Raw genomic sequence first — 20,869 nt, 5'->3', positions numbered from 1 at the left:
TCGTGATGGCTCTGTTGTAGCAATCTTTCAGGGCTGAGCGTTTAGATCGGTGCGGTTGGTGCGATTTTTGGCAAATAAACAGGTATAATACCTCGCGAACCGCAATCGTATTGAAGGAGACCATTGCAATGCAGACAGTGCGGGAACGCAGCGAGATTCCGGATCAGTATAAGTGGGATCCGTACAGTATCTTTCCCTCTCAGGCAGCGTGGGAAGCGGCGATCGATGAGACTGATGCGCTCATCGCTACTGCCGTGCAATTCCGAGGCCGACTGGGTGAAGGCCCGCGCATCATTGCCGATTTTCTCAGTCTGAGCGAAACGATTATGCGCAACGTCGGCCAGATCGCGGTCTTTGCGACAATGTTTTACACGGTTGATACCAACGACCGCGAGGCGAGCGCGATGCGCGATCGGGCGACTGGCTTGCAGGCGCGGGCGAGCGCGGCGCTGGCCTTTGGTGAACCGGAGTTGTTAGCGATCGGTGGCGATCAGTTATTGGCATGGGCCGAGCAAGATGAGAGTCTGGCGACCTATCGCCATTATTTCGAGCGACTGCTCGCGCGTGCGCCACACGTTCGCTCCGCCGAGGTGGAAGAGTTGCTTGGTCAAGTGCGCGATCCCTTTGCCGCTGCCAGCGCGGTGCATGGCGTGCTGGCCAATGCCGAATTGCGCTTTCCGCCAGCGTATGATAGTAACGGCGAGGCGCACGAGATTACCCAAGGTACGATCAATGCGTTGATTACCCATCCCGACCGCACGTTGCGCAAGAATGCATGGGAAGGCTATGCCGATGCCCATATCGCGGTCGAAAATACGATGGCGCAGTGTCTGGCTGCCGGTGTTAAGCAGAATGTGTTCATGGCCCGCGCCCGCCGTTATGCTTCGGCATTGGAAGGTGCGCTCAAGCCGAATGTTATTCCGCTTGAAGTCTTCCACAATCTGATCGCCACCTTCGAGCGCCATTTACCGGTGTGGCATCGCTATTGGCGAGTGCGCCGCGCAGCGCTAGGGGTTGATGAACTACACGTCTACGATACCAAAGCGCCGCTTGCCACGCCATTGGTTGTGCCATACGAGCAGGCAATTGATTGGATTTGCGCGGGTATGGCGCCGTTGGGCAGCGAGTATGTGCAGATTATGCGCCGCGGTTTGCGCGAACAGCGGTGGGTTGATGTCTACCCTAATCGCGGCAAGCGGGCTGGCGCATTTTCGACCGGCGCCCCCGGTACCCATCCGTTCATTATGATGTCGTACAACGACGACATCTTCAGCCTCAGCACACTTGCCCACGAATTGGGCCATTCGATGCACTCGTACTATACGCGCCGCACCCAGCCGGTGATTTATTCGAACTACGGCTTGTTCCTCGCTGAAGTGGCTTCTAATTTCAATCAGGCGCTCGTGCGCGATTACCTGTTCAAGACGCTGACCGATCGTAATGCCCAGATCGCTCTGATCGAAGAGGCGATGGCTAATTTCCACCGTTACTTTTTCATTATGCCGACACTGGCCCGCTTTGAGCTGGCCATCCACCAGCGCGCCGAGCGCGGTCAGCCGCTGACCGCTACTATCTTCAATGAGCTGATGGCCGATCTCTTCGCCGAAGGGTATGGTGCTGAAGTTGTGGTTGATCGGGCGCGGGTCGGTAATACATGGGCTCAGTTTTCTACCCATCTCTACGCCAATTTCTACGTCTATCAGTATGCGACCGGCATTGCCGGCGCGCATGCGCTTGCCGCACCGATCATTGCCGGTGAGGCCGGTGCGGCTGAACGCTATATCAACGAGTTCCTCAAGGTCGGTGGTTCCCGCTTCCCGCTCGATACCCTGCGCCGGGCCGGGGTTGATCTCGCTTCGCCTGAGCCGGTCGAGCGTACCTTTGCCGTTATGGCATCGTATGTTGACCGGCTGGAGCAGTTGGTCAACGAGGTCTAACCCGCCGGGTGGCGCATTGGAGAGCGCTACCCGCGGCTATGCATTCCCTGAGAGGTTCCTGCGATGCGCCGCTCTTATGGGTGGATGCTGCTGGTCGCTCTGCTCTGGCTGGCGTTGTCACCAGCGACAGCCCAATCCCCGTATCGCGTCTTAGTGCCGCTCGTGGCTCGCTCAGTCCAGAATCCGCTCTTCAGCGGCGAGGCGACCTATTATCTCGAAGCCGACGGGAGCGGCGCCTGTCTGTTTGACCCGATCCCCGGTGATCGGATGGTGGCAGCGATTAGTTATCTCAATTACGGCAATGCCGATTACTGTGGCGCGTATGCCGAAATCTTTGGGCCGCAAGGAAGTGTGGTGGTGCGGATTGTTGATATGTGTCCGGATCATCCCGGCTGCGGGCCGAACCATCTCGATCTGAGTCCAGAGGCGTTTGATCGGATTGCGCCACGTGCATGGGGGAGAGTGCCGATCACGTGGCGCGTGATCAGCCCGTCGCTGAGCGGGCCGGTGCAGGTTCATCTCAAAGATGGCAGCAATCCGTGGTGGTTAGCATTTCAGGTGCGCAATCATCGCAATCCGGTTGCTAAGCTCGAATATCGCACACCACAAGGACAGTGGGTCCAACTGAGTCGCACCACCTATAATTACTTCATCCGGCAATGCAATTGCGCTGGCGGCGAATTTGGCCCCTTCACGCTACGAATTACCGACATATATGGCAATGTGCTGACTGAGACGGTGCAGTTTACCTCTTTCTCAAGTACAAGCAATTCGCCGGGTGAATTGGTCAACGGGATCGGCCAATTTCCCTACGGGCCGTGAACGTTGCGCACCGCTTAATCGGGAAACAGTTCATCAACCGCTTGTTGCGCTGTGACCATATCGCTGGCGCGGCGTGTGCGCTGTTCGATAAAGCGGTAAAACTGTTCGTCATAGGCACGAGTTTGCACCACCACCGGCATCGGCACCGCATGGCCTAGCACTAACGCCTGCTGGCGCGTGTCGAGATTGGCTAGCACGGCCCGCAAGCGCGCGCTGCCGCCAACGCCGGTAAATACGGCGTCAATGTCCTGTTCATCACTGAGCAGCGCCGTGATCCGGGTGCCAAGCTGGCTGAGCACTTCGCTGTCGATCGATGAAGGGCGTTGGTCAACGACCAGCAGTGTCACGCTGTACTTGCGCATCTCGCGGGCAATTGTACCAAAGATAGTTTGGCGGGCAAGACGCGGATTGAGAAACTTGTGCGCCTCTTCGATCGTGATCATCAACGGTCGGGGTCGGTCAGCCTCACTTTTTGTGTGCAGGTACCGCTCGGTTTGCTCGCGCCAGCGCTGGTGAATCCGGCGGGTCAGCACATTAGCGACGAGCATGTACGCCAGTGGGTCATCATAGCGACCAAAGCTCAGCACCACGTGTCGTCTGTCTAGGAGTGCTTTGATCAGATTATCGACTGGTGAAAGATCAGCCTGTGCCTGCACAAATCCCAGCCGCTTGAGTTGCAATGTCTTGCGTTTGAGCGCATTGAGCGAGGCGAGGCTAGCGCTCTTCTCGTCGGCAAAGTTCTTTAGCTCTTCTTGATCCATCGCCCAGAGCTCGGCCAACCATTTTGCGCCGTACTTGTCTACCAATAGCTCCGCCGTTTCGGCAGCGGTTGGATTAAGATTTAGCTCTTCGCTTAACAAGAGCACATCTTCCGGCTCGATCTGGTCATAACCGATCACAATTTCGCCGTCGATGCGCGAGCGGTCAAACGCGCCGCCGGCCAGCGCGTAGAGCAACACCTTGCTGCCGAAGAGTTGGCGCAATCCTTTGACGAAATTGGCTCCCTCTGAGCGAGCTGACCATCCATACTCGTCGTGCATGTCGAAGATCAGATTAGAGGCCACGTCGCTGAGAATAACGCCGCACACCAAGAGTCGGGTTAGAAAACTCTTGCCGGTGCCGCTCTTACCAAACACCCCGTTCGAGCGTTCGACTAGCCGGTTCAGATCAATACATACCGGCGCTGACATATCGAGCGGCGTGCCGATCATAAACCGGCTGCCCTCTTCGTGGCCGAAGACTTGGGTGAAATCTGCGTCGCTCGCTTCAAACAACGGCGCAAAATGGTGTGGCACCGTCTTGACCGGCAACAAATCGGCGCTGCCGTCGAGCGGTAACATCAGGCGCAAATCAAGCCGGACTTCGCCGTAGGTGGTCGTGCCGGCCAGTACGTGACTGAAGAATTCGTCATCCGGCGGCGGATCGGCCATTACCTTGGGTGTGGTCGCGCCGAGACGCACATCCGTCACCATTGAGAAGAAGGTGAAACGCTGCCCCTTCACCACCACAAACTTGCCGACCCGCACATCCTCGACCGGTGTGCCAGCGTCAAGCCGGACGGTCAACCCCTCTAGCAGCGATCCCCCTGTGACGACGCCGAGGCGCTGTCGTTGTGGCATAGCAACCTCCTTCACAATCTTGCTCTGGTGAATCTTAGCACAAGTTCACAGGGTCAAATGAATGGAGTGTCAGGTCAAAGATGTGGAAATTGGAAGGTCATTCTCGTTTCATGAAGTGATAATTGTTCTACATACTGAGAGAGACAATTATGCGCATTCTCATCGTAGAAGACGAATCAAGCGTGCGCTCGTTTTTGCAAAACGCGATGAAAGCGTTGCGGCGCAGCGTAAAGATCGATACGGCAACCCATGGAGCTGATGGTCTCAAGCTGGCGCGCCGTCAATGGTATGATCTGATTATCACTGACTACCACATGCCAAAAATGAATGGATTGGATATGACTTACTACCTCCGCCAAGAGGGTTACACCACACCAATTGTGGTTATTTCGGCTGATCCGATGATCGAACAGGATTCCTTGGCGGCAGGTGCCTCACTGTTTCTCCTCAAGCCGGTTTCGCTCGAAAATCTCCGCTATATGCTCGATGTGTTTGGATTATGAGGGCTGAGTTGATTGGGCTGCCTGTGTGCCATCCCATAAGAAGCGTGCTACAATGCGCATCTGCGCGGGGCAACATACCGGTTGCCCCGCTTCTTGCCTTGATCAGCCGGTGTCGCCAGATATGGTACCATCTCAAACGAGATTGGCGATGTGTGATAGTGTTGGAGACACCATGCAATCAATCCCCCGCTACGATGGCTACATCTTTGATCTTGACGGCACCATCTATCTCGGCGACACCCTTTTGCCGGGCGCTGCCGAGCTGTTAGCAACCTTGCGCCGTGAGGGGCGCCGGATCACTTTTCTCTCGAATAACCCGACCAAAACTCGCCGGCAATACGCCGAACGCTTGCAACGCTTTGGCATTGCTGCTGATGAAAGCGAAATTGTCACCAGCTCGGCGGTTATGGTAGAGTGGCTGTTGGCTAACGCGCCGGGTGTGCCGCTGTTTGTGGTTGGTGAAGCGCCGCTGATTAGCGAGCTTGAGGGAGCTGGCTTCCCGATCAGCGAACGTCCGGGTGAGATTAAGTTCGTGGTAGCGTCGTTTGATCGCACCTTCACTTACCGCAAGCTCCAGATTGCCTTTGATGCCATCCGGGCCGGCGCGCGCTTGGTCGCGACCAATCCCGATCGCTTCTGCCCGGTGCCCGGTGGCGGTGAGCCAGATGCAGCCGCGATCATCGCTGCCATCGAAGCTTGTACCGCAACACGCTGTGAGGTGATCGTTGGCAAGCCATCGCCAATTATGGCCCGCACGGTCAGCAATCTGATCGGGTTGCCACCTGCGCGATGCCTGATTGTGGGTGATCGTTTGATGACCGATATTGCGATGGGGGTGACAGCCGGGATGGATACGGCGTTGGTCTTGACCGGCGATAGTCAACGCGCCGATCTTGAACGCTCACCTTACCAGCCGACCTACGTGCTCGAGCGAATCGATGAATTGATTGGTGACTTGGCTTGACGATCGGGCTGCTTCCAGTTACACTATCAATAATAATCGATAGAGAGGAAAATCCATGACTGCCGCTCGTCGCACCCCCTCTGCTTTACCCCAACCTCCATTTACCGGTGATCAGCCGTCATCACCGCCTGCTGACGCATCTGATACCTCGTGGTTGCTGGCGATGCGGGCGTTGTTGCTGCTGCATAACACGGTTTTGCCGCCCGATCCACTAATCGCAGCCTTGTCTGACGCTGACGTGATCGCATTGCGCGGGAGTCTGATGTTGCTCCAGCATGATGAGGCGGTTAATATTGCCTGATCAACGCCAGTGCTGATAGGTGTGTAGGCTCAGTCGCAGTGTAGAATAAGCGATTAAGGGCGGGGTGCAACCCCGCCTTGTTGACTCTTCAACGCCGTCGTCTGCCAGCCATCTTGCGTCGCCCAGCCACTACGATCCGCCCCCCCATACATCCTTTCGTCTGCGCTATGCGTAGCGTAAGATGCGGCGCAATCCGCTCCGGCGGGTCGCGTGGTATACTGAAGGCAGAACACAGCAATGAGGATAGTTGGCAATGCTCCACCGTTTTCCTATGCTTGGTGAACGAATTTGGCACATCATCGCTCGCCGGCGCGTCACGCCGGTGAGGCGCGGGCCGTGGCTGCTCGGTACGACGCTGATGGCGCTTGGCGCCGCCTTACTGATCTATGTCTTGGTGGCGACATTGCAGATCGAGTATTACCGTTGGGCTGCGCGCGGTGATTCGCCCCTCCCTGCGCCGCAGCTTACCACCAACGGTTTCCGTCCGGCTAATGAACGTCCGTTGCCGTTGCTGACCGGTCTAGCGCCGTCAGCGCCAGCTCCTACCGTTGCGCCGTCAGCGCCGGCTGGCGATATTCCACCTCCTGCCGTCGCTGCTCCAAGCACGTTACCTGCGGTAAACAGTGGTTTGTTGATTTCCGAACCGCCTGAGCCGGTGCGCGCCGAGTGGGTGGCCATGGTTGATCGACTGGTCATTCCAGCAATTCGGGTCGATTTTAAGGTAATAGAAGTTGGTTGGGATACGATCGAAGAAAACGGTCAATTGATCTCGGTGTGGCAGGTGGCCGAGTATGCGGTTGGCCAGCACCGCGGTTCGGCCAATCCCGGCGAAGGCGATAATATTGTGTTAGCCGGTCATGTTGGTGGCTACGGTCGAGTGTTCAAAGACCTCTTCTACCTTAAGCCCGGCGATGAGGTGATTGTCTATAGCCGTGGTCAACCGTACCGCTACCTCGTCAGCGAGCGGATCATCGTTGATGAGGAGGGTGCGCCACCTGAACAGCGTCTCGCCAATGCCCGCTATATTGCACCTACCGGCTATGAAGTGGTGACAATGGTGACGTGTTGGCCACCAAGCGGCCCCGATAAGTTCAAGCAGCGGGTGATCGTGCGGGCGTTGCCGGTGCAGCCAACCAATAACGGTACGGTAATGCCGGAGGGCCCTACTCGTTAATCGCATCAGCACGGTGACCCATCGCGCGAGGTGTTGCCCCTACAAGGCGGTTTTAAGGGCACACGGCCATGTCAAACATCCCTCTTATTGCCGCGTATGTACTGCATGGTAGGGCAGTTTTCAAGCCGCCCTGTTCCTCCACTGTCTGCGGCGCACGAGGTAGGGCGTAGGAGTGCTGCACCTAGCAACCGGCGAATTGCTGTCACCTTTACACCACCTAGCCGGCCAGATAGCACTCACTGAAGCCTCCTGTCATGGTAGTCAGGGCTTTGCTTCACAGAGTTCTCTGATAGTTTGTAGTCAATGCTCTTACAACCGCTCGCTAATCAGCGTAAGATTACCACCGCAACGACGATAAAACTGATCCATCCATGCTTGTGGTGGTAATAACGCCGGATCAGGTCGCCGCTTGAAGCGGCTCTGGATCGTTCGGGCAATGTGGTGTAAGCTAAAACGACGGTTACGCTGCAAATCTCTCATCTGTTGCTCTGTCAGCGGTGGCAAGTTGTTCTTCTTGCTCCATGCTTGCAGTTTTTCAACCGTTACCCCATACGTTTCATGGTGAAACATTGCTAATTCGCGCAGTCCAGCTTGTTGCAAGGCGCGCCGATAATCGTCTAACTTTGGGCGCAACTCCTGAATGTGATAGGCTGTTTCACGTGCAATGTTTGGCGCATCTTGCTCTGGAGTGATGTGATCAGCAATGCACGGCTCATGAATGGCAACCAGCTTGCCGCCACGGCGTAGTATGCGTGCTGCTTCTCTTACTACCTTTTCCAAACTGGTTGAGTGATGGAGCGCTGCCGAAGCAAAGACAATATCATAGCTTTGATCGGCGAGCGGGAGATGTTGGCTGTTGGCAATCAGAATATCGTAGGAAACACTGGCCTGCTGCATCAGTGCTAGTGAACGCCCAACTCCAATCTGATCGTCATCGTTGATTTCAACCGCAACGACGTCGCAACCGCGAATGGCAAACTGCTTGGCTGCCCATCCACGCCCCGCCCCGAGATCGAGGACACGGCTGTGCGGTTTTGGCCGAATGATACTCAGAATAAGGTCAAATTGGTATGCAATTTCAGGCCATGGTTCACTCGCAACGTATGGCAGGCGAAAATCGATGTCAACATGAGTTTGATCATAACAACCGGCATCCTTTGCCATTTGTACCCATCCGCTAGCTTCGGTTGCCAGCCGTTTCCAGTCATCATTATCAACATAGATATAGGCTATGCCCTTACGTATGCAATAGCACTGGTTACAATGAGTACAAATGAGTTCACCATGTTCGATCCACTGAGTCGCATACGGTTCGGTCCAGCGGAGTGGTGCTTGGCAAGCGGGGCAACGAAGGTACTGAATGAGTGTAGGGCGCATGCGATATTATCCTGCTTCTTCACGATAAGAAGAATGTTTATTTACACCAACCCAAACAGCCGGAACACGACCAATACACAAACCACCGCCAAACTCATTCCGGCGATCACCTGCATCAAGGTGTGATTGCGGGTGCGCAACCGTGCCCATCCCAACACAATAGCCGCCGCCCAGCAAATGCCGCCGAGCGCTGGCAAGTAGATGCTGGCCAGCGTAGCGCACGATCCAATGCTGGCCGAGTGAATGCTAATCTTCCAAAACAGATTAATGACAAACGAGATCGCATTCATCACCGCTACCGATACCAGCATTGCCAACAACGGCAACGGTGCGTTCATCGCCCACAAGATGGCCGTGCCTACCAGCACATTCACCATGCCAAACAAGTAGAGTTCATTGCGTTGGGTGCGCACCGAAATATCGTCATCGCTATACGCGCCTTGGCGCAGGCGAATATTGAAAAAGATGGTCGGCGGCACCACGTGCAATAACGCACACACAATCGACCACCACAACCCGCTCACCCGGTTGTCGCTGCCAAGCACGCCGACGATAAAAATACTGACAATACCCAGCGGCACGGGGTGCAGAATTTGCGAAATGCGCCGGGCTATCGCATAGCCGCGCCCCGGTAATGCGCCGCGGCTAAGAGCTTCTGCAGTCAGATCGTTTGGTTGCATCATGCTCATCATCCTCAAGTGGCAGCGGCTTTTGCCGCTAGCTCACGGTAGATTGCTACCAGCGCCTGTCCGGTCTGTTCCCAGCGAAAGGTAGCGGCCTGCGGTGGCCCGGCGGCGCGGAGCGGCGTCGGATTAGCGAGCACAGCACGGATACCGGCAGCAATATCTTCGACCTCTAACGGATCGACCATGATCGCGGCTGATCCGGCCACCTCAGGCAAACTTGCTACCTTAGCAGTGATAACCGGGGTGCCGCAGGCCAACGCTTCGAGAACCGGAAAACCAAACCCTTCGTACAATGACGGATAAACGAAGGCTTCAGCTAGATTATACAATGCCGGCAGATCGTCATCGGCAACAAAATCGAGGAAGTGAACGCGCTCACGCGCGTTAGAGCGCTCAACTGCGGCAAAAATCTCGTCGTATAACCAACCACGCCGTCCGGCAATCACGAGGTTCAGGTCGGGGTTGTCAACGGCTACGAGCGTGAACGCCTGCAACAGACGCACGAGATTCTTGCGCGGTTCGAGCGTGCCGACAAAGAGTAAGAAGCGATCGGGCAAGCGCAGCCGCTCGCGAACCGGAGCCGTCTCAGCCGCTTGCATTGGTCGGAACCGTTCATCCACTGCCGGATAGAGCAGGCGGACGCGCCGGCTGAGAATGCCATACAGCCGGCCTAAATCGTTCGCTGTTGCTTTCGAGTCGACCACGATTAAGTCGGCGCGCTGTAACGAACGCGGCACTGCTGCGCTCAAATAGCGGCGCAACGTTGGTTCGGCGCAGGCTGGTTCGACCAGAAAGGTCAAATCGTGGATGGTGAGCAGCGTGCGGGCTTGGGTTGGCGGCAAGACAAAATCTGGCGCATGCACCACATCGATCGGTCCGATCAGCCACTCGACCCGGATCGGCAATCGCAGCCGTTGCCAGAGGATCGTCAACAGGCGCGGGCTGATCGGGATGGGCCGTAAGGTGATGTTTGGGTAAGTCGCAGCTAATTCGTGGGCATAGCGGGCAAAAGGACTCTGCGGATCAAGCCCGCCAGCGGCATAAAAGAGGTGGAAGGCGAGATCTGGCCCTGCCTGCGCCGCCGCGCGCACCAGTTCGCGCGTATACCGGCCAATGCCGGCCCCCTGCCACATCCCCGCTGTAACATCGATCCCGATCCGCATCGCTACTTCCGCCGACTGAACAAGTAGAGGATAAAGCCAAAGACGACGATGCTCCAGAAATTGATCAGCCGGTCGAGCAAGGTCACGGCGCCACCCAGACTAGCGGCGATGCCGAAGAGGGTCAGTACCGCGGTGATGGTGCCTTCCACCACCCCCAAGCCAGCTGGGGTAATTGGTAATGCCGTTAAGAGCGATGAGGCAAGGGCGACAAAGATAATCGCCGCCAGCGTCAGGTTGAGACCGGTGTGATTGAGCGACTGGATGACAAACCAGAGCCGGAATCCCTCCAGCAGCCAGATCGCGCCGGTAAAGGCGAATAGCCGCGGCAAAATGGCCGGTGTAAACGACTTTAGGGCCGATTGCTCGAAATTGCCGTAGACATTGTGCAGCCGGCGCGGAATAAACCAGCGGATCTGTGGCCCCAGCCAACGCATGCCGGCCAGTCCGCTAACAATGACAACCACGAGCAAGCCGCCGAAGAGAAAGACGATTTGCGTACCTTCAGGCATCTGCGCGCCAAAAGTGAGGTAGCCGGAAAGCACCAGTAAGCCGAACAAGCCAATCATATCGAGCAGCCGCTCGGCGAAGATCGTGCCAAAGGTGGCCGAAAATGAGACATTGCCGTTATGCTTGAGCAAATAGCCCCGATACGCATCACCAAGCTTAGCCGGCACAATACAATTGGCAAACCACGACAAATAGATGTACTCAATCAGCGCCGGCAACGACGCCCAACTGCCCCGGCCCGCTTGGATCGGTACCCCAGCGTTGGCCAATAGCATCCGCCACCGCAACGCGCGCAGCGGGAATGTCATGTAAAACACCACCAATCCCAATCCAAGCAGGATCGGGTTGGCTGAGCGCATATATTGCCACGTCGTGGCGATGTCAATATCAAGACTGCGCACAGCAAACGCAACGATTGCAATCGCAATCCCAAACGAGATCAGCGTGCGTGGTTGGCGCAACCGCTGGCCGAGCGAAAAGCTGCTGCGCTCTTCACCACGTGCTCCGCGTTCCGTGGCCGGTATCTCAACCGATGATGGTTGATCGGTCATAGGTATCTGTGCCTTCCCGTGATTCGTTACGGTTGCTGGTTCGCTATCTGGCATAATCCTACTCGATCCTATGACGTAGATGCAAATATCAATAAGTTAACGTTCGATCTCTGCGCAATACCATGCCCAGAAGCGTTCCACGCCTTCTTCAATTGCCACCGTTGGCGCAAAGTCGAGGAGCTGGCCAGCTTTTGTCGTATCAGCGTAGGTGATCGGCGGTTCAGTCGCCGGCAACGGTTTGATCTCGATCTGGGCCGGATAGCCGGTAATGTGTTCGAGCAAGCTGACAAAGCGCCGCAGTTCAACCGGCTGCGAATGGCCGAGGTTGAAAATTTCGTAAGCTCGTGGGCGGTCGAGCGCATTGATAACACCGGCAATGATGTCGTCAATGTAGGTGTAATCGCGAAACAGGTTTTCACCGCCATTGAAGAGGGTAATTGGCTGCCCACGCACCATGCGCTCGACAAACAGGTACGGCGTCATATCGGGCCGGCCACGTGGGCCATAGACAGTAAAGAAGCGGACAACGCTGATCGGGAACCCGTACAGGCTGTGAAAAGTGTAAGCCAGCACTTCAGCCGCCTTCTTGGTCGCCGCGTATGGCGACAGTGGCCGGTCGGTGGGGTCGTCTTCGCGGAAGGGGATGCGATCAGTCTTGCCATAGACCGATGAGGTCGAGGCGATCACCATGTTCTCGACCTCGGCACGGCGCGCTTGTTCCAACATCACCAGCGTGCCGCCTACATTCACCGCTTCATACAACACCGGATTGGCGATCGATGGCCGGGGGCCGGGCATTGCGGCGAGATGGGCGACATAGCGCGGTCGGTAGCGAGCAAAGATCGCCGCTACGGTTTCGCTATCCCGAATATCGCCCTCGATGAAGGTGAACCCCGGTTGTTGCAGCGCCTGCGCCAGATTGCGTCGCTTGCGCGCTGGGCTGTAGTAATCAACCAAATTGTCAAGACCGATCACCTGTTCGCCGCGCGCCAGCAGGTGATCGACCAGATGGCTGCCAATAAATCCGGCTGCGCCAGTGACAAGATACGTCATACATCCTCGTTATCAAGTGGCTGGGAAGCAGGCTCGGCGGTGATGGTTGCCAGCAGCGCAATCACGGCGCCAAGCTGTACTCCCATATTCAAGACGTGCAGATTTTCAAAGAGATTGTGACCGCTCAGCGCCCCAATAACGCCTATCCCGCCAAGCGCGATGCCGCGCGTTGGCCAATCATGCGCCCGCCGGATCGCGCCAATGGCAATATACCAGACACTGCCGAGCCAAAGAAGATAGGCGAGCGCGCCGATCAATCCGCTTTCAGCCGCAACGTGGAGATAATAGTTGTGAGCATGGCCACGTGAATCATACCACGGTTTGATCCATGTTGGTGTTTGCCCGCTGTACACCAGCCGTTCATAGGCGATACTGAAATTGCCCGGTCCCACCCCGAACAACGGGCGCTCTTGAATCATGTGCCACGCCGCTTGTAGATGGGCCATGCGCTCAACCACGGCAAAATTGGCCGGGGTGATTTCGACGCCGCGAGTGTCGAAGGGGCGCAGGTTTGCAAGGATGGAAGTGACGCGACTGCTGAGTGCTGCCGGTATGAAGCCACTATTGAGCAGCAAGAGACCCCCAAGGCCAGCGATGAGCGCAGCCGCGCCAATCCGCCCTCCTATCCGGCGTCCGTACCGTCCGGCAAACGCAATACCTAACGTCAACGCCCCGACTAACGCCCCGATCCAGCCGCCGCGCGAGAAGCTAGCCAGCAACCCGCCGAGCAAACAAGCCCCGGCAAGGGCAATCGCACCGAGGATCAGCCACCAGTGATATTTGTGCCAGCGTCGCGTTTCGATCAGGGCTAAGCCCATTCCGGCAGCCAATGGCCATGCTTGATTAAGGTAGCCGGCGAACGAGTTGGGCTGGCCGATGGTGCCATACGCGCGCATTCGTCCGCCACCAATCGCGAAGCTTTCCGGGCCGATGCCAGTCAGGTATTGGCCGATGCCGATCAGGCCGGTGATCGCTGGCGCAGCTAGCAAGCAGGATGCGAGGACGGCCCGGCGCCATTGCGCGTGGGCCGGGTCTTGCAAGGCCCACCCTGCGGCGAGGTAGATGAGCAGCACAGTACCCCAACGCAATGTCTCTTTCAAGCCTTCACTGCGGCTCAGCGGGGTTAATGCAGCGGCGAGCGCCAGTGTCCAAATGAAGATCGCTAAGGTAATGCCCGGTATCCCCAGCATTGGCCAACGCTGGCGTGTGTGCCACAACAGGCTCAACGCAACCAGTCCAAAGCAAAACTGGGTAACGCTGACGCCGCCGGGCAGCATCACTAGTTGTTGAAAGGGAACGGAGAGAACGGCTAACGCTACTGGCCAGATCGGATCACTGACAGCAAGCCCCAACCCAACCAGCCCTAGCAGCCAACTCACTGCAAGGAAGGGCGGCAGAACAGCTAAGCCAGCGCCGATCGCAATCGCACCCGCCAGCCACAGCCAACGCGACCAATCTCGTTGTGCCATCATTGGGAACTGCATCACCACGCGCCGCGGCCAGACAAAATCGCTGGAATAACCATCATGAGGATGCGCAGGTCAAGGCTCAATGACCAGTTTTCGGCGTAGTAAATATCAAGCCGAACCTGCTCGTCAAATGAAATTTCGCTCCGTCCCAGTGCCTGCGGTAAGCATGCCAACCCCGGTTGCACTTCCAGCCGGCGATGGTGCCATGGTTCGTAGCGTGCGACCTCTTCGGGCAACGCCGGTCGGGGGCCGATCAAACTCATCTCGCCGCGCAGCACATTCCACAATTGTGGCAACTCGTCGAGGCTGGTGCGCCGTAACCAACGCCCCACCCGCGTTACGCGGGGGTCATCGCGGATCTTGAAAAGTGGCCCATCAGCTTCATTGTGCATCAACAACTCTTGACGGCGCTGCTCGGCGTCGGGAACCATTGTGCGGAATTTGTAGCAGGTGAATAGGTGACCATGCTTGCCGACTCGTTGTTGACGAAAGATCACCGGCCGGCCCGAGTCGATCCAGATCAAGAGCGCAATAATTGCGGCCAGCGGCAGCGTGAGCGGCAGACTCAGCAATACTGCTGCCAAATCAAAGGTGCGCTTGAGCGCCAGATTCAGGCCATGCAATTGAATCTCTTTTGGTTGCAGCAGCGGCACGCCGCTCAGATGCATAATATCAACCCGGTCAAAGCTCAATTGATAAATATCCGGTGCGATTTGATATTCAACGCCCAATTGGTGGCAACGCGCGGCTAATTCGGGTAAGCGATCGTAGTTCCAAAACGGCAAGGCAATGATGACCTGCTGGATCTGTTGTTGTTCGATAACTTGCTCGAGATCGTCAAGATCGCCAAGATGTTGAAACACGCGCGCGCGATTACCAGCGATGATTGGTTGCTCGCTCAGATAACCGGCGAGGGTATAACCGACACCCGGTGATGCAGTCAGCGCGTGCATTACCAATTGGCCCAACCCGGTACCGCCTACCACCAACACTCGTTCGCGGCCCAAACCACGCGACCAAAACCAGTGCCGGATACCGATCAGCAAGAGCCGCCAACTCAGGAGTAACCCAATCATGGTGATGGCGGCAAACGCGAAGATGAGCCGTGAATAAAAGAATGGCCGGTAGAGAAAGACGACCACCATAACCAGCGCGATCATCGTGATCACGCTGCCAGCAATGGCTTCAGCTTCATCGAGCAACGTCATCCGCCGGCTTGAGCGGTAGAAGCCGCGCATGATGAAGTGCAGCCCCAGCAGCAGTTGCAGCATGAAGACGATAGGTAAGAACGCGCTGAACGGCACCTGATTTTCAATCGCCACTTCAGCGATGATCTGGTCAAATGGCGGTGGCCAGAGTACTTGATAGCGCAAGATGTAGGCTATCGCAAAACCGACGAAGATCAGCGCTTGATCCACCAAAAATAAACCAACCATCGTCCAGCGTCGTCGGTGATGCAACCGCTGGCGGGTGGTTGGAGGTTGCTTCTCTTGTGCCGGTGGGTGTTCTATCATGTGCAAGCCTGTGTGCCTGCCCAACCGCGCCGAACGTGGAGTGGTCGTCACTTGCTGCATCAGCTTAAGAAGCATCGTGCTGATACGAGGGTGTGTCTCCGGCTTGCTCAAACTGGATGGCACCTGCCTGCCGATGTTCAAAGTAGAGCATAATCCCCGGTGAAGCCGCAATCAGAACCATCAGTGCTATCAAGCTGATCCAGAGCATACTTGGCTCTTCTCCATTGCTAATCACGAAATGGTAGCGACGATACTACTGTATCAGGCAAGGTGATAGTTGCCCGATGCTGTTATGACGCAGCGCCCTATCTTACCATGACCCGGCTAGTCTGCAAGCTGATAAAAAGCTGACAGATGGGACAGAATTTTTGTCCCATCTGCCGGTGCTGCGTGCCAGTTACGCTGCATGCACTTTGGCTGGCTCTTCGGTGCCTTCGGCAGCGGCTTCAAGTTGGGCCACGGCATCGCGTGGCCGTACGGTGAGGAAGAGATTACGATAACGATCCCAGCGGGCCAGAATCTCACTACCGCGCGGACTCTTGGTCAGCTCGACGTGACGGCGAATGAGGTCGCGCAACCGCATCTCATCGCGATCACTGAGTGGGCGCAGTTCAATCAACTGCGGGTTATAACGCCGGCCAAACGTGCCGTGTTCGTCGAGCACATAAGCCACGCCGCCGGTCATACCGGCACCGAAGTTACGCCCGGTCGGGCCGAGCACAACCACCGTGCCACCGGTCATATATTCGCAGCCGTGATCCCCGATGCCTTCCACCACTGCCGTTGCGCCGGAATTGCGTACCGCAAAGCGTTCGCCGACTCGTCCTGCTGCGTACAGTTCGCCGCCGGTGGCGCCGTACAGCAACGTATTGCCGGCGATCACATTCTCGTGCCAGACGTATTGCGCGTCTGGCGGCGGAGCGATGGTGATCAACCCACCGGCCATTCCCTTGCCGACATAGTCGTTTGCGTCGCCAATCAGCCGCAGTGTTACCCCCGGCGCATTGAAGACGCCGAAGCTTTGGCCGGCGTGGCCGTGGAACGTGATCGTAATCGTATTGGGCGGCAAACCTTTGTCGCCGTACAGATGCCCGATTGCGCCGGCCAAGCGCGCACCGACTGAACGGTCGCAGTTATTGATCTGGTACTGTAAGCGTACCGGGCCGCTGGCTTCGAGCGCGCTGGCGGCATCGCGCATAATCCGGTCGTTGAGGCTCTCTTCCGGCGGCAGTGCGTTTGGTTTGCCGCCGTGGCGGATCGGGCCGCGCCCGATCAGGCTGGCCGCACCCAACACCGGCGTCATATCGAGCAGATCGGCGGTTTCAACCTCGGTGTGGCGCTGGCGCAGCAAGTCGGTGCGCCCAACCGCTTCTTCAATCGAGCGTAGGCCAAGGCTGGCGAGAATCTCGCGCACCTCTTGGGCCAAGTAGCGGAAGAACGCCATCACCATCTCTGGCTTGCCGGGGAACTTGGCCCGCAGATCGCCGCGTTGGGTGGCGATCCCAACCGGACAGGTGTTGTTGTGACAGGCCCGCGCCATAATACATCCTTCGGCCACCAGCGCAGCGGTGCCGAATGAGAACTCGTCGGCGCCGAGCAAGGCCGCTATCACCACATCGCGCCCCGTCTTGAGGCCGCCGTCGACGCGCAGCCGTACCCGCTCGCGCAACCCGTTGAGGATCAGTGTCTGCTGCGTTTCTGCCAACCCAAGCTCCCACGGGATGCCAGCGTTCTTGATGCTGCTGAGCGGCGAGGCGCCGGTGCCGCCAGCGTGACCACTGATTAAGATCGTGTCGGCATACCCTTTAGCTACACCAGCCGCTACCGTTCCCACGCCAGCCGTTGCCACCAACTTGACCGAAACACGCGCATTCGGATTCACCTGCTTGAGGTCATAGATCAACTGGGCCAAATCCTCGATGCTGTAGATATCGTGGTGCGGCGGCGGGCTGATCAGGGCGACGCCGGGCACGGTATGGCGGATACGCGCGATCTCTTCGTTGACCTTATGGCCGGGCAACTGGCCACCCTCGCCGGGCTTGGCCCCTTGCGCCATCTTGATCTGCAACTCGCTGGCGCTGGCGAGATAAGCCGGCGTGACCCCAAACCGGCCCGACGCTACCTGCTTGATCCGCGAGTTGCGCTCGTCGTGGTAGCGCTCCGGCGCTTCGCCACCCTCGCCGCTGTTGGCCATACCTCCCAGCCGGTTCATCGCGATCGACAGCGTCTCATGCGCCTCTGAGCTGGTCGAGCCATGGCTCATCGCCGCAGTTGAAAACCGCTTCACAATCGCCTCGATCGGCTCCACCTCATCAATCGGCACTGGCGGGCCAGCCGGCACAAACTCCAGCAGGTCGCGCGGCTCGACCGGTGGCCGATTGTTGACGAGCTCGGCATAGGCGCGATAGGAAGCATAGCCCTCGCTACTCAGCTCTGGCCCAGTACTGTCGCCATTCAGTGCATGCGGGTTGCGCACCGCTTTGTGGAGTGCATGCACAACTGCCGGACTGAAGGCGTGGTATTCGCCATCCTTCTTAAACTTGTACAAGCCGGGGTGCGGCAACGTCACCCTCCCGGTCTGGAAGGCGCGGGCATGGCGGGCAGCCAGATCGCGGGCAATGCGATTGAACGAAATGCCGCCGACTCGTGATGGCGTGCCGGTGAAACAGCGCTCGATCACCTCGTGGGCCAACCCAACCGCCTCGAAGATCTGCGCGCCGCAGTAGCTGTCGAGGGTCGAGATGCCCATCTTTGACATAATCTTTAACAAGCCCTTTTCGAGCGCGTGGATAAAATGCTCTTCAGCTTCCAGCGCGAGCGTATGGGTGCGCGCCTCGCTCTGCTTGTGGTCGAGGCTATGCTCGGCGCGCTGGCGCACCGCCTCGCGCTCGACCGCGATCCGGCGCACGCTGGCCAGCGCCAGATAGGGATTAATCGCCTCGGCCCCATAGCCGATCAAGGCGGCAATATGGTGGACTTCACGCGCCTCGCCGGTCTCGACCAGCAAGCTCACCCGTGAGCGCAAGCCGGTGCGGATCAAATGGTGGTGGACAGCGCCGGTGGCGAGTAAGATGGGTAATGCAGCGTGATCGGCATCAACCCCGCGATCGCTCAAGATTACGATAGCCGCCCCATCGCGCACCGCCTGCGCCGCCTCGTCACCGATCCGGTCGAGCGCCTTGAGCAGACTCTCGGCCATAATCTGGCGGGCCGGGAAGAGCAGGCTAATCGTCTCCGAACGTAACAGCGGATCGGTTTGGGCACGGATCGCCTGCAACTGGGCATCGGTCAGGATTGGCGATGTCAGTTGCAGCAGATGGGCATGCTCTGGTGTCTCGAGCAAGATCGAGCGGCGGCGGCCAATGCCGACGCTGAGCGACATCACCAGCTCTTCGCGCAGCGGGTCAATGGGCGGATTGGTCACTTCGGCGAAGCGCTGCTTGAAGAAGTGGAACAATGGGCGGCCCAATTCCCACTGTGAGAGGGGCGGGATCGGTGTATCGTCACCCATCGAGCCGACCGGTTCGTGGCCGGTCATTCCCATCGGCTTGAGGATCACGTTCAGCTCTTCGGAGGTATAGCCAAACGCCATCTGCAACGGTTGCAGGTCTTCTGGTTCGTCAGTGGCGATTGCGGGCAATTCGGCTGGGAGATAGCACAAATGCTCGTTCAGCCATTCGGTGTAGGGCTGGCGCGCAGCTAACAGCGCTTTAACCTCGCTATCGGTGTAAATCTGTCCGGCAGCGGTATCGACAGCCAACATCTGGCCGGGGCCGAGTTTGCCTTTACAGACAATCCGCGTTTCAGCGATCGGCACCGCGCCGACTTCCGATCCTGATACGACCAAGCCGTCATCGGTCACGATATAGCGCGCCGGGCGCAAGCCGTTGCGATCGAGCGACGTACCCACGATCACGCCATCCGAGAAAGCTAGCGCCGCCGGGCCGTCCCACGGCTCGATCAGACAGGCATGGTACTGGTAGAAGGCGCGCAGAGTGGGATCAATATCCTGCACCTTTTCCCACGCTTCCGGTACCAGCATCGCCGTAGCATGGCGAATATCGCGTCCGGCCATAACCAGCAACTCAAGCGTATTATCCAGCATTGCCGAGTCAGAACCGCTCTCATCAATCACTGGCAGCAGTTCGCTCATTGGCGGCGCACCACTAGGCAAGAAATCGTCGGGTAACGTGATCGCTTGCTCGCGGGCGCGCATCCAGTTCACATTGCCTTGCAAGGTGTTGATCTCGCCGTTATGCGAGAGCATGCGGAAGGGCTGGGCCCGATCCCACGTTGGGAAGGTGTTGGTGCTGTAACGCTGATGATAGACGGCCAGCGCCGTGGTGAAATCAGGATCGCGCAGATCAAGGTAGAAATCGGCTAAATGGGAACCGAGCAGCAACCCCTTGTAAACAACCGTGCGCGACGAGAAGGAGGGGACGTAGGCCGGCAGACCGGCGCGGCGGAAATACTTCTCCATCGCCTTTCGGGCAAGAAAGATCGTGCGCTCGAAGGCACGATCATCAAGCCCTTGCGGGCGGCCAACAATCACCTGCCGGATCGTCGGCATCGCCTTGCGCGCGCGCTCGCCGAGCACATTGGGATCGACCGGCACCTCGCGCCAGCGCAGCAACGGCAACTGGTGTTCGGCCAGTGCTTGCTCGATCAGCGCGCATGCGGCGGCGCACTGGGCGGGATCTGCGGGTAAGAAGAGCATGCCAAGCGCGAGATCAGTCTCAGCGACGTTAATACCAGCGGCGGTCAGCTCACGGCGTAAGAGCCGGCGCGGTAATTGAGTCAGCACGCCAGCGCCATCACCGGTGCGCGCATCATCAGCCACTGCGCCGCGATGTTCAAGGCGGCTCAATGCAATGAGGGCCAGCTCAAGAATATCGTGGCTCTCCCGACCATTCACACGGGCCACGAAACCGATACCGCAAGCATCGTGCTCAAAGCGCGGATCGTAAAGTCGGGCTGGGTCTCGCGCAGGAAGGTACATCGCTCGTTCCTTGCTCTTCACTAAAAGTAGACGAATGCCAAGTACAGAAAAAGACAAAAGCGCGCTCGCTGCTCCTCGACGATGAGAGAGAAGGGCGAGCGCGCTCTCGCTTTTGCAATTTACCGTAGAGATAGTGATACCGCCGCACAATGACGGCGATCACATCTCGGCGACAAAGCCAATCCAGTTCGATTTACGAATGATAAAGATGGAAGATACAGGAAAGTGCC

At 57.7% G+C, this 20,869-nt stretch carries 16 protein-coding genes; 6 read left to right on the top strand and 10 right to left on the bottom strand.

The genetic code is table 11. The annotated features are described in order from the left end of the window. Positions 1 to 128 precede the first annotated feature (128 nt). Positions 129 to 1,937 (top strand): oligoendopeptidase F, encoded by a 1,809-nt coding sequence (gene pepF / locus Q1A00_RS09560; RefSeq protein ID WP_298406667.1) that lies wholly within the window; start codon positions 129 to 131, stop codon positions 1,935 to 1,937. A gap of 63 nt (positions 1,938 to 2,000) precedes the next feature. Then, entirely contained in the window at positions 2,001 to 2,759 is a 759-nt protein-coding gene (locus Q1A00_RS09555; RefSeq protein WP_298406670.1) for an expansin EXLX1 family cellulose-binding protein, read from the top strand. Between the two features lie 14 nt (positions 2,760 to 2,773). Here Q1A00_RS09555 and Q1A00_RS09550 read toward each other — a convergent pair whose 3' ends face one another. After that, entirely contained in the window at positions 2,774 to 4,378 is a 1,605-nt protein-coding gene (locus Q1A00_RS09550) for an ATP-binding protein (protein ID WP_298406671.1), read from the bottom strand. A 149-nt stretch (positions 4,379 to 4,527) separates the two neighbouring features. Here Q1A00_RS09550 and Q1A00_RS09545 point away from each other — a divergent pair, with 149 nt between their 5' ends. The 4 genes from Q1A00_RS09545 (at position 4,528) to Q1A00_RS09530 (ending at position 7,320) form a co-directional block, all read left to right on the top strand. Next, positions 4,528 to 4,881, top strand: coding sequence for a response regulator (locus Q1A00_RS09545; RefSeq protein ID WP_298406672.1), 354 nt, complete (start codon positions 4,528 to 4,530; stop codon positions 4,879 to 4,881). 172 nt (positions 4,882 to 5,053) lie between these two features. Then, complete coding sequence (locus tag Q1A00_RS09540) at positions 5,054 to 5,845, top strand: HAD-IIA family hydrolase (RefSeq protein WP_298406674.1); 792 nt, start codon at positions 5,054 to 5,056, stop codon at positions 5,843 to 5,845. 55 nt (positions 5,846 to 5,900) lie between these two features. Continuing rightward, positions 5,901 to 6,146 (top strand): hypothetical protein, encoded by a 246-nt coding sequence (locus Q1A00_RS09535; RefSeq protein ID WP_299756475.1) that lies wholly within the window; start codon positions 5,901 to 5,903, stop codon positions 6,144 to 6,146. 253 nt (positions 6,147 to 6,399) lie between these two features. Further along, a complete protein-coding gene (locus Q1A00_RS09530; protein ID WP_298406678.1) occupies positions 6,400 to 7,320 on the top strand; it encodes a sortase in 921 nt (306 codons plus the stop codon). Between the two features lie 309 nt (positions 7,321 to 7,629). Here Q1A00_RS09530 and Q1A00_RS09525 read toward each other — a convergent pair whose 3' ends face one another. The 9 genes from Q1A00_RS09525 to gltB all read right to left on the bottom strand — a co-directional run bounded on the left by Q1A00_RS09525 (position 7,630) and on the right by gltB (position 20,639). Then, a complete protein-coding gene (locus tag Q1A00_RS09525; protein WP_298406680.1) occupies positions 7,630 to 8,697 on the bottom strand; it encodes a methyltransferase domain-containing protein in 1,068 nt (355 codons plus the stop codon). Positions 8,698 to 8,738: 41 nt separating this feature from the next. After that, complete coding sequence (locus Q1A00_RS09520) at positions 8,739 to 9,380, bottom strand: phosphatase PAP2 family protein (protein ID WP_298406682.1); 642 nt, start codon at positions 9,378 to 9,380, stop codon at positions 8,739 to 8,741. 11 nt (positions 9,381 to 9,391) lie between these two features. Continuing rightward, positions 9,392 to 10,546, bottom strand: coding sequence for a glycosyltransferase family 1 protein (locus Q1A00_RS09515; RefSeq protein WP_298406684.1), 1,155 nt, complete (start codon positions 10,544 to 10,546; stop codon positions 9,392 to 9,394). A 2-nt stretch (positions 10,547 to 10,548) separates the two neighbouring features. After that, positions 10,549 to 11,604 carry a lysylphosphatidylglycerol synthase transmembrane domain-containing protein gene (locus Q1A00_RS09510; protein ID WP_298406686.1) on the bottom strand — a complete coding sequence of 352 codons (1,056 nt, stop codon included), beginning with the start codon at positions 11,602 to 11,604 and terminating at the stop codon, positions 10,549 to 10,551. Between the two features lie 96 nt (positions 11,605 to 11,700). Next, positions 11,701 to 12,657: a GDP-mannose 4,6-dehydratase gene (locus tag Q1A00_RS09505; RefSeq protein ID WP_298406688.1), complete on the bottom strand. Its 957-nt coding sequence runs from the start codon at positions 12,655 to 12,657 to the stop codon at positions 11,701 to 11,703. Next, entirely contained in the window at positions 12,654 to 14,129 is a 1,476-nt protein-coding gene (locus tag Q1A00_RS09500) for an O-antigen ligase family protein (RefSeq protein ID WP_299756468.1), read from the bottom strand. The genes Q1A00_RS09505 and Q1A00_RS09500 overlap by 4 nt, the downstream gene beginning before the upstream one ends. An 11-nt stretch (positions 14,130 to 14,140) precedes the next feature. Further along, positions 14,141 to 15,640 carry a sugar transferase gene (locus Q1A00_RS09495; RefSeq protein ID WP_298406693.1) on the bottom strand — a complete coding sequence of 500 codons (1,500 nt, stop codon included), beginning with the start codon at positions 15,638 to 15,640 and terminating at the stop codon, positions 14,141 to 14,143. A 64-nt stretch (positions 15,641 to 15,704) separates the two neighbouring features. After that, entirely contained in the window at positions 15,705 to 15,848 is a 144-nt protein-coding gene (locus Q1A00_RS09490; protein ID WP_298406695.1) for a hypothetical protein, read from the bottom strand. Between the two features lie 189 nt (positions 15,849 to 16,037). After that, on the bottom strand, positions 16,038 to 20,639 hold the full coding sequence (gltB, locus tag Q1A00_RS09485; protein WP_298406697.1) for a glutamate synthase large subunit: 4,602 nt from the start codon (positions 20,637 to 20,639) through the stop codon (positions 16,038 to 16,040). Positions 20,640 to 20,869: the final 230 nt, after the last annotated feature.

The organism is uncultured Chloroflexus sp. (genome assembly GCF_938091255.1).
In the GTDB taxonomy this organism is placed as follows: domain Bacteria; phylum Chloroflexota; class Chloroflexia; order Chloroflexales; family Chloroflexaceae; genus Chloroflexus.
Note: the sequence above shows the minus strand (reverse complement) of the source record. Positions and strands in the feature narration are given on the sequence as shown.